Raw genomic sequence first — 12,173 nt, 5'->3', positions numbered from 1 at the left:
GCTCCGGAAGCACGAAAACCCGCGCGGAAGCTACAGCCAGCCCCCGCGTGATGCAACCTGCCGCATATCCCTTTCTTCGATCTGGCCAAGCTCACCACAAACTGGCAGATAGGACCCGCCCTGCACCGGGAAGCGTGGCCGAGTGGTTGAAGGCACCAGTCTTGAAAACTGGCATACGGGCAACCGTATCGTGGGTTCGAATCCCACCGCTTCCGCCACTTCGGAACAAAACCGGGAACGCCGGTTGCCGCATCCAATAGCCATTTTCCGTCGTTTGCCGCACATAGCCGAACGGTTGGACGAGTCGCCTCAAGATACCAATGGATCGATCTATGTGCCACCGCATGAACTCTCGGTCCGATCGTATCGGTGACGATATGGCGCTTGCGTCCTTCCATCGCGAGGACGAAACGGATCCGACGCAAAAGAAAAGACCGCTATCGCGCCAATCATGGAAATGGCGCTGCATCGTCGAACAGTGAAGAACCGGGACCAACTCGCATATCTGGCCTTCGGACGTGGAGAAATTCACTCCAAAGGCAATTTCAGTGCACGCCGGGAGGGATATATGCTATATATCGACGGAACCGTGACGAACGGTTTCGATACCAAAGATGGCGACAACATGTTCGATTTCCATGGCGCACAGCCGGGAGCCCATGAAGCCCGGATCCTGGAGGCCGAGCAGGCACGAACAGGAAATCCGGAAGCCGCGCCTTTTGCCATGCAGTTCGACAGGCGACAGGACGTCGAGGCGGAACTGGAATACCAGTCAGGAGGTTCCCTGCGGCTGTTGAAGTCGAAATGGGGTAAGATCTATTGAGACTGGAAAAATAAACGGGCTATGAACCGTCATCGCAAGAAGATCATTGTTTTCGCTGCCCTTGTGGTGGCGGTTCTCGCCTTCGAGGTTTTTGTGCGATCACCGTATAACAAGATGGAATATCAGCCGTTCTGTTGGGAAAACGGGGAAGATAAGTTTCTCAAAGGCCCGCTAAGACCAGAATATCGAAAAGGTATTATTTATTGGATGAGATTTGAAAATTTTAAAATCTGGGAAGAAGATGGTAAATTATATGTAACAAGATATCAAACAGTGGATGAAGGTAATTTTTATTTCCCAGATAGAGCAGAATATTTAAATAACCTGGAGGGAAAGTTAATTCATAATCTTTGGAATGGGACTAGTGCCGGCCCGGATATAACACCAATAAATCCACCCAACCCTCTGATCGAAGCGGTTGCAGATGCAAGGCGCGAAAAGGGCATGGGTGAGGATGAGGAATGGGATTGGTGGGACTATTGCCCTGTGAAGCGTGCGGGTACGCTCCTGGTCGAGCGGATGGGGGCCGATCCGGCAGTGGATGGCGAAAAACACTGATCAGTTGTTTTGTCCCCGATGTGGGCAGTGAGCCCATGGTCTCTTGGTTCAACCTATGCGATAGTCCGCATCCACGCCGCAACGAGGGTGCACGGATGAGGAACGGACAGGTCGATGAGGACGGCGATGTCACCCCGTCGCCTTCGGCCTCGCCTGCGTGAAACCCGCAGCATCCAGATCAAGCCTGTCGACAAAGGCGTCGATGAACCACACGGGGTTGTTTTCGCCAACATAATCCTCGACCCGCCCATGCGCAATCATGCCGCCTTCTACCCGACAACGGAATCTTGAAAACCGACTTGTCACACGGCCTGATCTGTTTGCCTCGATCAATCCACTAGCGCATGCGGCGGGCGAATTGCGGGATGATGACGACGAAGGCGAGCAGGAGAAGGCCCAGCAGGATATAGCGGGCCGATTCCCACCACTGGAACGATGTCGCCACACGGGCGATGCGGGGCATCGCGGGATCGTACATCACCGGGACGTTGCGGGCCGCCTCGGGGCCCTGATCGAGATAGGCGGCGGCGGCACCGTCGAGGATGTCGTGGCTGTCGCCCTGGGCATCGGTGTAGCGGACGATCATGTTGCGGAACGGGTTGTTCGTCCGGTTGTCGATCGCTGCCAGCACCATGCCATGCGTTTGCTTCCAGTGCATCGTCCTGTCGAGTTCCTGCCACAGACCGGTGAGGCCGAAGCCGATCAGCCCGGCAGAGACCAGGGAGGTACGCGGGCGGGCGATCAGACTCCGGACGACCAGCAGCAGCAGGCCGATCAGGATGTGGCCGGTGGAGAGGCTGGAACGGGAGGCGGATGACACGGACAACGGCTTCACTCCGATGGAATGGGCTTGCGGGTCGGTCGCGGCAGCGAGTTTCGCATCAAACCGCTAACGAAAGGCTGACGGCCGGCTGCTCGCCTTTCGTCGCGGCCGGTTCCGCAACAGTCGTCAGGCGGTTGCCGGGCTGCTACTCTGTGCCCGAACCTGCTGGAGATGATTCCCGATGGATGATGTTGCGAGTGGCGACGAGGCGGGCCATGGACCCGTCCTGATATGGGACGCGCATTCCTGCCTGCCGCTCGACCCGGCGGTGGACATCGGCATGCTCGAACGCCACCGGCTGGCCGGTACCGGCTTCGTCTCGGTCAATGTCGGCATGGACATGAACCCGGTCGAGCAGATCCTGCCGCTGATCGCGAGCTGGCGGCGGCAGATCGCGGCGATGCCCGACCGCTATGTGCTCGCCCGTGGCACGGGCGATGTCGAGAATGCCCGCCGGACGGGACGGCTGGCGGTGGGGCTCGACATCGAAGGGGCGATGCCGCTCCTGGACCGTCCCGACATGGTACGGATGTTCCACGACCTGGGCGTGCGCCAGATCCACCTTGCCTACAACCGCAACAACAATGCCTGTGGCGGCTGCTACGACGAGGACGTGCCGTTGTCCGCGCTCGGGCGGCAGGTCGTGCGTGCGGTCAACGAGGCGGGAATGCTCATGGACTGCTCGCATACCGGCCATCGTTCCAGCCTCGACATCATCGAATGCTCCTCCTCGCCGGCCTTCTTCAGCCATGCCAATCCCCGGGCGATCCGAGATGACAGGCGCAACGTCACGGACGAGCAGATCGATGCCTGTGCCGCCCGCGGCGGGGTCGTCTGCGTCAACGGCATCGGCCGCTTCCTCACCGACGTTGCCGCCGGGACGCCGGCCATTCTCGACTGCATCGACTACCTTGCCGACCGCATCGGGCCGCTTCACGTCGGGCTGGGGCTGGACTATTCCTATCCGGGCGCCGGTTTCGACGACTTTCCCTTCGGGGTCGACCGGGGCTACTGGTGGCCATCGGCCTTCGGCTATGGTGCGGGAGGGTTGCAGGGCGTGCGCTGTGCCCGGCCCGAGCAGATCCCCGAAATCCTCGAAGGGCTCGACCGGCGCGGCTACGGCGACAGCGACCGGCGGCGGATCATGGGCCTGAACATGCTCGAACTGGCCCGGTCCGTCTGGGGTGCCGGCCATCGCGAGGATGCCATGGGCACAACGACGGCAAGGAGCCACACATCCACATGACCTATCCCCGCGATCTCGTCGGCTACGGCCGTACCCCACCCCGCGCGCCATGGCCGGGCGATGCGCGAATAGCCGTGCAGCTCGTGCTGAACTACGAGGAGGGCGGGGAGAACTGCATCCTCCACGGCGACGCCCACAGCGAGGCGTTCCTCTCCGAGATGGTCGGGGCATCGCCGCTCATGGGCGTGCGCAACATCGCCATGGAATCGCTCTACGAATACGGTTCGCGGGCCGGTGTGTGGCGCATTCTCCGCCTGCTGGAGAAAAAGGGCGTGCCCATGACCTGCTACGCGGTGGCCATGGCTGCCGCCCGGAACCCGGACGTCATCCGGGCAATGGTCGATGCCGGGCACGAGATCGCCAGCCACGGCCTGCGCTGGATCGACTACCAGTATGTCGGCGAGGAGACCGAGCGCCGCCATGTCGCCGAGGCGGTGGAGATCCTCACCGGGGTCGCCGGAACCCGCCCGCTGGGCTGGTATACCGGCCGCGTCAGCCCCAACACCCGCCGCCTGGTCAGCGAGCATGGAGGCTTTCTCTATGACGCGGATTCCTATGCCGATGACCTTCCCTACTGGGAGAAGGTCGGGGATCGGCACGAGCTGATCGTTCCCTACACGCTCGATGCCAACGACATGCGTTTCGCCACGCCGCAGGGCTTCAATTCCGGCGACCAGTTCTTCGCCTATCTGCGCGACAGCTTCGATGTCCTCTACGAGGAAGGGGCGCAGGCGCCGCGGATGATGTCTGTGGGACTGCACTGCCGCCTCGTCGGCCGCCCCGGCCGGCTCAGGGCGCTGGAACGCTTCATCGACCATGCGCAGTCGCACGAGGGTGTATGGTTCGCCCGGCGCATCGACATCGCCCGCCTCTGGCGGGAGCATTTTCCCGCCCCCGCCGTTTGAGGCCGGGGCGGGAGGAGTTGTCCGGACGTCGGAAGCCCCGCTCGCCTATGCGATCAGCGTGCCGCTATCGGGAGCCAGGTCGACGGAGATGATGAGGTCGTTGAAGTCGGCGTCCGACTGGGCGACTGGCTTGTCCTCGATGGCGAGGAGTCTGTTCTCCGGGTCATACAGGCCGGAGATGGTCTGGACCCCGCGGTCCGGGTTGAGCCCGTTGCCATAGCGGGTGGTACCAGCTTGGCCCACATGCATGATCGGCCCCGCGACCGTCGTCTCGCTGCCATCGTCGGCGACGTGCACGAGTTCCGGCGGCCTATAGGATGACATGGTCGCCGCATCGTCGCCATCGCGAAACTCCAGGTGTCCGCTGTGGAACACCGAGGCATCGTTGCGCGATGCGCCGTCGGAGATCAGGAACAGGCCGAATTGCGTGCCCTCGTGCAGCTCGCCCTCGTCGTACAACTCGCTCAGCGCCACGCTGTCGCCGGTGTCGAGCGGGCCGCCGCCGGGGCGGGCCGATGCCGACGCCTCGTCGGAGGCCTGTGCGTGCTCGATGCGGTCGAAGACGATCCGGACATCGCTGATGGTGCTACGCGTGCCGACGAGATAGACGCCGAGCGTGTTCTGGTAGCCGGCATACTCGTCCAGAAAGGTGATGACGGCATCGCCGTCCTTGCCGATGATGAAGTTCGAATTGACTATGCCGTTGATATCGTCTTCGGCGACGGCAACCTTCTCGTGCAACTCGGGCAGGGGGATGAGAGGCGGCGTACCGGCCCCGGCCTCGAACGCGCCGGCGTCGGGAGCCGCATCGCGGGTGAATCCCCGCTGGTCCACCTCGTCGCCGCCCGATGGTATGGCCGCACCGATGGCCGGGTTGGAGGGATCGTCCAGCAATGCCAGTGTCGGCGTCGGCCCGCCATAGTCTTTCAGTGTGGGAAATCCCCAAGGGCCTCTCAGGTTTACGTAAACGTCTGCGTTTGTAACACCATCCCGGTCGCTGAGCACATTGCCGCCGCCATCGATGAACGTGCCTCCGCCCTCAATGAATGTCCTGCTATCATCGTAAGAATTGATCCTGTCTACCGTTGTGGGGTAATCAGCGTAACTGCCGGTGACGAGGCTGTTCTTCAGGGTGAGTGACGATTCCTCGGTGATCAGCATGGCTCCCCGTTCAGGAAAATAAAAGCTGGGAATAGACATGCCGGCTATTGTTACATGGTCAAGCACGGCTTCGCCGGCATTGGTCAGCACGATGGCTGGAAGGTCTCCTGGAGCGAGCAGCGTGGAATTCTCAATCACGAGGTCCGCATCGACGGTCATGCCGATCATATCATAGAGGTTAATCATATCCAGGGCCGAACCGGAAATGAACAGGTCCCCCCCGAAATGCATGCTGGAATCCAGGAGTTCTGTGTAGGAGGTTCCGCTTGCGGAAATAGTACTGTCGATGATCTCGACGGGTCCGTCGCTACTGATACCGGTGGTATATTCTCCGCCCCAACTGATGACACTGTTCTTGATCGAGAGGCTGCCGTATCCGCCCCAGATCGCGCTGCCACCGATCTGGCCTCCTCCGCTTATCGAGACATTTTCCAATTCGCTATGGGCGGCGCGGCTTATGAACGGATCGGAAGAATACATGCTGATTCTGTCGGAAATTCCCAGGTCCTCGAAATGGGCGATGCCTACATCGGAGGTCATGAACAACGCGCCATTGATGGAGGTTGTCTCGGTCTGTGCGGACCCGCCGAAAACGGCGATATCGTCGGTTATCGTGAGACGGTCGACCTGGGCATTGGAGGGATCTCCGATGTATCGCAGTGTAACGGTCTCGCCGGCGATATCGTCCGAGAAGGTGATGGAATCGAGACCTTGCGTCTCGTTGGCCAGCGTTACCGCCTCGCGCAGGCTCAGCACGCCGTCGGACGCATCGACGATATCATCGACGGTCGTGACGACGAGGGGGGTGTTCGTCGATGCGAGGGCCAGGCGTGAAGCCTCTTCGTCGAACATTCCGGAATAGGGCAATGTCATCGTTTCTCTCCCCGAAGAACGGCAGGACAATCAATGATGACATTATTATGCAGAAACGAAGAGGGACAACCCCCAATCTGGATTGCCCCTCCCATATGTCGCATTTTCGGATAAACCGGGAGACTTCCGCCGGCCTTGCAGCGCCGCCGGACTGCCCGTTCGCCTATGCGATCAGCGTGCCGCTATCGGGAGCCAGGTCGACGGAGATGATGAGGTCGTTGAAGTCGGCGTCCGACTGGGCGACCGGCTTGTCCTCGATGGCGAGGAGTCTGTTCTCCGGGTCATACAGGCCGGAGATGGTCTGGACCCCGCGGTCCGGGTTGAGCCCGTTGCCATAGCGGGTGGTACCAGCTTGGCCCACATGCATGATCGGCCCCGCGACCGTCGTCTCGCTGCCATCGTCGGCGACGTGCACGAGTTCCGGCGGCCTATAATAGGATGACATGGTCGCCGCATCGTCGCCATCGCGAAACTCCAGGTGTCCGCTGTGGAACACCGAGGCATCGTTGCGCGATGCGCCGTCGGAGATCAGGAACAAGCCGAATTGCGTGCCCTCGTGCAGCTCGCCCTCGTCGTACAACTCGCTCAGCGCCACGCTGTCGCCGGTGTCGAGCGGGCCGCCGCCGGGGCGGGCCGATGCCGACGCCTCGTCGGAGGCCTGTGCGTGCTCGATGCGGTCGAAGACGATCCGGACATCGCTGATGGTGCTACGCGTGCCGACGAGATAGACGCCGAGCGTGTTCTGGTAGCCGGCATACTCGTCCAGAAAGGTGATGACGGCATCGCCGTCCTTGCCGATGATGAAGCTCGAATTGACTATGCCGTTGATATCGTCTTCGGCGACAGCAACCTTCTCGTGCAACTCGGGCAGGGGGATGAGAGGCGGCGTACCGGCCCCGGCCTCGAACGCGCCGGCGTCGGGAGCCGCATCGCGGGTGAATCCCCGCTGGTCGACCTCGTCGCCACCGGACGGTATGGCCGCACCGATGGCCGGATTGGAGGGATCGTCCAGCAACGCCAATGTTGGAGTCGGCCCGCCATTGTCCGCGAGCTCACCGGTCGCGAACACGTCGTAAAAGCTCACCCCGTCCCGGTCGCTGAGCACATTCCCGCCACCATCGGTGATATCGCCTTTACCTGTCGAGGTATCGTATTTCCCTGCAATAATGCTGTTCTGAAGGGTGAGTCTTGCGTCACCGAGAGTTTCAAGGGCGATGAAGTCCCATCCCTCTCCGGGAACATTGTAAACCGGTTCGTCGGGGCCAAGGATTGTCACGTGATCGAGCACGCCCTCTCCACCATACAGCCGGATTGCCCGGTCCCCGGGATCACCGTTACCGGTGCTATCTTTCGACACGGAAAGGATGGTAGAGTTCGATATTTCCAGTTGTCCTGAAAACTCTATTCCTAGGGAACGGTAACTGCCGAATGCATCGATCGTCGAGCCGGTTATGAACATCGAACCGCTACCACCAATGGGATATGCTCCCGAATAGGGTGTGAAGCCAGAAATTTCACTGTCAATAATGTGAAATACAGCATCATTGAAGGTCCGTATACTACCAGGACCCTCGCCTGAGGTATCGACGATGCTGTCGATCAGGGTAAATTTTCCTCCGGATACCCCGATGCCAGTAGGACTGTCGCCTGAGGCATCGACGATACTATCGATCAGGGTAAATTTTCCTCCGAATACACTGATGCCAGATGAGTACTGGTTGTGAACATTGATATCGGAATGCTCCATCACGACATTCGAATCTCTCGAAGAGATGGCTGAGGCACCTCTGGAAGAATTATCATTCGTCAAATTCAGATTTTGTGTGTAGGCATCCACACCATCAAAAATAAGGATTAAACTAGAGTCTATTAAGTCTCCGAAATCTGTTTGAATAGTTGTCCCGGGCTCGCCGCCATTGATTATTATATCGTCCGTTATGCGTATGCCATCGCTATGATTGCCTTCACTTTCTGTCAAATGAACGGTACGGCCCATGACGTCATCGGAGAACGTAATGGTATCGAGTCCTTGCGTCTCGTTGGCCAGCGTTACCGCCTCGCGCAGGCTCAGCACGCCGTCGGACGCATCGACGATATCATCGACGGTCGTGACGACGAGAGGGGTGTTCGTCGATGCGAGGGCCAGGCGTGAAGCCTCTTCGTCGAACATTCCGGAATAGGGCAATGTCATCGTTTCTCTCCCCGAAGAACGGCAGGACAATCAATGATGACATTATTGTGCAGAAACGAAGAGGGGCAACCCCCAATCCGGATTGCCCCTCCCATATGTCGCATTTTCGGATAAACCGGGAAACTTCCGGCCTTGCAACGCCGCCGGACTGCCCGTTCGTTCAGGCGGTCACCGTCTCCGCGGCGACGAGAATGTCGAGGCTGGGGGATGTGTCGACGGCGATGATGATGTCGTTGAAGTCGGCGTCGGAGCGGGCCAGCGGCTTGTCCTCGATGCCGAGCACGGTCTCGCCGGTGTCGAGCAGGCCGGAGATGACCTGTGTGCCGCCGCCGGGATTGAGGACATTGGCGAGGTCGTCGTCGGCGTCGCTGAAATGCATGACCGACCCGGAAACCGCCGTCTCGCTGCCGTCGCCGGCGACGTGCACGAGTTCCGGCGTGGTGGAAGACAGGCTTGCCGCTCCGTCGCCGTCGCGGAACTCCAGATGCCCGCTGTCGAACACCGAGGCGTCGTTGCGCGATGTGCCGTCGGAGATCAGGAACAGGCCGAACTCCGTGCCTTCCTGCAATTGGTCGGCGTCGTACAGTTCGCTCAGGGCCACGCTGTCGCCGGTGTCGAGCGGGCCGCCGCCGGGGCGGGCCGATGCCGACGCTTCGTCGGAGGCCTGCGCGTGCTCGATGCGGTCGAAGACGATGCGCACATCGCCGATGGTGTCATTCTCGCCGACGAGATAGACGCCGAGCGTGCTCTGGTAGCCGGCATATTCGTCCATGAAGGTGACGATGGCATCGCCGCTCGCGCCGATGACGAAGTCCGAGCGCTCCGCCCCGTTGATGTCCGCTTCGGCGACGGCGACCTTCTCGTGCAGTTCGGGCAGGGGTGACGCCAGCGGCGATCCCGCCCCGGCCTCGAACGCTCCCGCGTCGGGAGCCACGTCGCGGGCGAACCCGCGCTGGTCCACCTCGTCGCCGCCCGACGGCACGGCGGCCCCGACGGCCGGGTTGGAGGAACCGTCCAGCAATGCCAGCGTCGGCGTCGGCCCGCCATTGTCCGCGAGCTCGCCGGTTGCGAACACGTCGGCAATGCTCACCCCGTCCCGGTCGCTCAGCACGTTCCCGCCACCGTCGGTGACGTTGCCGGTGCTGGTCAATGTGCCATGGTCGCCGACAACGAGGCTGTTCTCCAGGACGAGGCTGGCGCCGCCCTGAACCTCGATGGCGAGATAGCCTGTCTGGTCGTCCGATGCGAAGATGGGCTGTTCGGAGCCCATGATCGTGACGTGATCGAGCGCGGCGCTGCCGCCGTCCTTCAGCACGAAGGCCCGGTCCGAAGCGGAGGCGTAGCTTTCGAAGGCGCTGTGCGACACGGCGACGATGGTGGAATTCGTCATCGTCACGTCGCCGCTGAACTCGATGCCGAGCGAGCTGTAATTGCCCCGGGCCTCCACCGTCGAGCCGGTCACGACGGCCGTGCCGTCGCCATCGACTGCGGTGGCACCCTCACCGTCGATGGTGACGTAGCTGTCGATGACCTCCAGCTTGGTGCCGTTGGTGGTACTGATGCCCGTCGGCGACTGTCCCGAAACGTCGACCGTGGTTTCGATGATGGCGAGGCTGCCGCCACTGGCGGCGAGTCCCATCGAAAACTCCGAATATCCGCTGATATCCACCCGCTGCAGTTCGATCTGCGCATCGCTGCCGGAAACGAGCGGCGAGCCGTAGTCGCTGCGGTCGAGCAGCGTCAGGTCCTCGATGTGGCCGCTCACCCCCTCGAACCTGAAAAGCGAGCCATATTCCCCTTCGCTGCGGATCGAGGTCCGCGGATCGCTCCCGGAGCCGCCATCGATGGCCAGGTCGTCAGTGACCTCAAGGGTGCCGCCTGACCTGCCGACATTCAACTGCAGCGTTCCGCCCCTGATGTCGTCGGCGATCGTGATGGTATCGTGCCCGCTTCGCGTATTGGCCAGTGTCACGGCTTCGCGCAGGCTGAGCACGCCATCGGAGGCGTCGACCACGTCGTCGAGGGTCGAGACCACGAGGGACACACTTGTCGATGAGGGGAGGACAGTCGCGGCCACCTGGGCCGATGAGGACGTCGAGGTCGATGTGGATTCATAAGAAAGACGTGTCTGCTGATCGCCCAACATTTTCATTCCAATGCGATGATCGATTCTCGGGTCGATGAGATCGGTGGCCACTACGCGCTAGGTTGCATGACAGACAAACGCTGCAAGCCAATTTAGTCAATTGATTGCTGTTAATGAAACTGGAAATTTAGGTCGAATCCAACCAAAAATGTATAGGTATGCCGTTCAAAGACCGGGAAATTGAAGAATTTTTGCTGGATGGGTAAATCTGTCGCTGCGAGGTGGTTCGCCTGAAGGTTGTGCAATCGATTCCACGTTTCTTCGACGGTGTTTCGTTGATGTCCCATTGGCCACGACGGGCGATCATCGCCCGCTGGGGAATCTCGGAATCGGGGTATGGCGGTGGACATCGATGCTCAGGACCAGACCGAAACCCACGAGCGTGGTCAGCATGGCGGTCCCGCCATAGGAAATCAGCGGCAGCGGTACGCCGACGACGGGGATCAGGCCCGTGACCATGGCGACGTTGATGACGACATAGAGAAAGAAATTGACGGCGATGGCCATCGCGAGCAGCCGGCCGAACTGATGGACCGATCGCAGGGCAATGGAAATCACCAGCAGGATCACGCTGAGACACAGGGCCAGGACAACGGCCGCGCCGACGAGGCCGGTGGCTTCGGCCAGCATGGTGAAGGCAAAATCGGTCTGTTTTTCGGGAAGGAACGACAGCTGTGCCTGGGTGCCGTTGAGCAGGCCCTTGCCCCACAGTCCCCCGGAACCCAGCGCGATCTTCGACTGGATGATGTGGTAGCCGGTGCCCAGCGGATCGCGTTCGGGTTCGAGGAAGGTGAGCACGCGGGCCTTCTGGTAGTCGTGCAGCTGGCTCCAGAGGATGGGCAGGGCCGCTGCCACCGCGCCGATGGCGAGGGCGAATTTCCACAGGCGGACACCGGCAAGGAAGAGCACGGCGATGGCCATGGCCATCAGCATGACGGCCGTTCCGAGATCGGGTTGCTTGAGCACCAGTGCTGCCGGAACGCCGGCCAGCAGCAGGGCGGGCAGCAGATGGGACGGGCGCCTGACCTCGTCGAGATAGGAAGCATGGAAATAGCGTGCCAGTGCCAGTGCCAGCGCGATCTTCATGAGTTCCGATGGCTGCAACTGGACGATGCCCAGATCGATCCAGCGCTGGGCACCCTTGCTCAGACTGCCCATGATCTCCACCGCCACCAGCAGGGCAAGGCAGATTCCATAGATCGCATAGGCATAGCGGAACAGGACGCGCACATCGACGAGGGCGATCAAGAGCATCACCAACGTGCCGAAGGCCAGCCGCAACCCGTGTCTTGCGGCCCAGGGCTGATGGCTGCCCCCGCCCGCCGAATAGAGCACGACATAGCCCACCAGTCCGATCACGATGATCAGGGCGACCAGTGGCCAGTGCACCCCCCAGAGCTTCTCCGAGAGACGCAGTTCCATCGGCTTGATGCGGGTGGCCATGCTC

Annotated in this window: 9 protein-coding genes and 1 tRNA gene; 5 read left to right on the top strand and 5 right to left on the bottom strand. The window is 61.1% G+C overall.

Translation table 11 applies throughout. The features are described from left to right. Positions 1-128 precede the first annotated feature (128 nt). From H6851_00230 to H6851_00220, 3 genes are all read left to right on the top strand, one after another. A tRNA-Ser gene (locus tag H6851_00230) sits at positions 129-218 on the top strand. A 233-nt stretch (positions 219-451) separates the two neighbouring features. Next, positions 452-823, top strand: coding sequence for a hypothetical protein (locus H6851_00225; GenBank protein MCB9942036.1), 372 nt, complete (start codon positions 452-454; stop codon positions 821-823). 21 nt (positions 824-844) lie between these two features. Further along, positions 845-1,381 carry a hypothetical protein gene (locus H6851_00220; GenBank protein MCB9942035.1) on the top strand — a complete coding sequence of 179 codons (537 nt, stop codon included), beginning with the start codon at positions 845-847 and terminating at the stop codon, positions 1,379-1,381. A gap of 337 nt (positions 1,382-1,718) precedes the next feature. Here the strand turns inward: H6851_00220 and H6851_00215 are convergent, their stop codons facing one another. Continuing rightward, on the bottom strand, positions 1,719-2,207 hold the full coding sequence (locus H6851_00215) for a DUF3592 domain-containing protein (GenBank protein ID MCB9942034.1): 489 nt from the start codon (positions 2,205-2,207) through the stop codon (positions 1,719-1,721). 178 nt (positions 2,208-2,385) lie between these two features. Between H6851_00215 and H6851_00210 the strand changes: the two genes are divergently transcribed. Together H6851_00210 and puuE are read left to right on the top strand one after the other, a co-directional pair. Beyond that, entirely contained in the window at positions 2,386-3,450 is a 1,065-nt protein-coding gene (locus H6851_00210; protein MCB9942033.1) for a membrane dipeptidase, read from the top strand. After that, positions 3,447-4,355, top strand: a complete 909-nt coding sequence (gene puuE / locus H6851_00205) for an allantoinase PuuE (GenBank protein ID MCB9942032.1) — start codon at positions 3,447-3,449, stop codon at positions 4,353-4,355. The genes H6851_00210 and puuE overlap by 4 nt, the downstream gene beginning before the upstream one ends. Positions 4,356-4,400: 45 nt before the next feature. Here the strand turns inward: puuE and H6851_00200 are convergent, their stop codons facing one another. The 4 genes from H6851_00200 to rodA form a co-directional block, all read right to left on the bottom strand. Continuing rightward, entirely contained in the window at positions 4,401-6,389 is a 1,989-nt protein-coding gene (locus H6851_00200; protein ID MCB9942031.1) for a hypothetical protein, read from the bottom strand. Between the two features lie 163 nt (positions 6,390-6,552). Further along, the gene (locus tag H6851_00195; GenBank protein MCB9942030.1) at positions 6,553-8,580 is read right to left on the bottom strand and encodes a hypothetical protein; all 2,028 of its coding nucleotides are present in this window, start codon (positions 8,578-8,580) and stop codon (positions 6,553-6,555) included. A 160-nt stretch (positions 8,581-8,740) separates the two neighbouring features. After that, positions 8,741-10,624 carry a DUF4114 domain-containing protein gene (locus H6851_00190; protein MCB9942029.1) on the bottom strand — a complete coding sequence of 628 codons (1,884 nt, stop codon included), beginning with the start codon at positions 10,622-10,624 and terminating at the stop codon, positions 8,741-8,743. Between the two features lie 405 nt (positions 10,625-11,029). Further along, positions 11,030-12,169: a rod shape-determining protein RodA gene (rodA, locus tag H6851_00185; protein MCB9942028.1), complete on the bottom strand. Its 1,140-nt coding sequence runs from the start codon at positions 12,167-12,169 to the stop codon at positions 11,030-11,032. Positions 12,170-12,173 lie beyond the last annotated feature (4 nt).

This window comes from Geminicoccaceae bacterium, assembly GCA_020638465.1.
Lineage (GTDB): Bacteria > Pseudomonadota > Alphaproteobacteria > Geminicoccales > Geminicoccaceae > JAGREO01.
Note: the sequence above shows the minus strand (reverse complement) of the source record. Positions and strands in the feature narration are given on the sequence as shown.

Excerpts from the sequence above, each read along its gene's own strand:
- H6851_00220 (MCB9942035.1), top strand. The coding sequence starts at position 845 with ATGAACCGTCATCGCAAGAAGATCATTGTTTTCGCTGCCCTTGTGGTG.
- H6851_00195 (MCB9942030.1), bottom strand. The coding sequence starts at position 8,580 with ATGACATTGCCCTATTCCGGAATGTTCGACGAAGAGGCTTCACGCCTG.
- rodA (MCB9942028.1), bottom strand. The coding sequence starts at position 12,169 with ATGGCCACCCGCATCAAGCCGATGGAACTGCGTCTCTCGGAGAAGCTC.
- H6851_00200 (MCB9942031.1), bottom strand. The coding sequence starts at position 6,389 with ATGACATTGCCCTATTCCGGAATGTTCGACGAAGAGGCTTCACGCCTG.
- H6851_00225 (MCB9942036.1), top strand. The coding sequence starts at position 452 with ATGGAAATGGCGCTGCATCGTCGAACAGTGAAGAACCGGGACCAACTC.
- puuE (MCB9942032.1), top strand. The coding sequence starts at position 3,447 with ATGACCTATCCCCGCGATCTCGTCGGCTACGGCCGTACCCCACCCCGC.
- H6851_00210 (MCB9942033.1), top strand. The coding sequence starts at position 2,386 with ATGGATGATGTTGCGAGTGGCGACGAGGCGGGCCATGGACCCGTCCTG.